This is a genomic window from Pseudoalteromonas sp. P1-9, from assembly GCF_001399975.1.
Classification (GTDB): Bacteria; Pseudomonadota; Gammaproteobacteria; order Enterobacterales; family Alteromonadaceae; genus Pseudoalteromonas.
On sequence record NZ_LKBD01000183.1, the window covers coordinates 1 to 257 of the forward strand.

Annotated in this window: 1 pseudogene; it reads left to right on the plus strand. The window is 36.2% G+C overall.

Annotated features, from left to right (window positions below):
- Positions 1-43: 43 nt before the first annotated feature.
- A pseudogene (locus AN214_RS22095) lies at positions 44-257 on the plus strand (IS110 family transposase); the annotation flags it as partial.

The window sequence follows — 257 nt, forward strand, 5'->3', positions numbered from 1 at the left end:
ACAGCTAAACTTCAAGGCGACCAAACCAAAAGGAGAAAGCTCAATGAAATTCTATACTACTTTTCACAAATATTATTGTGGAATTGACCCGCATGCAAGCATTTTATACGTGTGTATTCTTGATGAGCGTGGCAATAAAGTGGTTCATCAGAAAATAAAAGCTGATAAACATGAATTGTTTAAGCTCATTTCTCCTTATCTAGAAGATATTGTTGTTGGCGTTGAATGCATGCATTGTTGGTATTGGGTGAGTGACT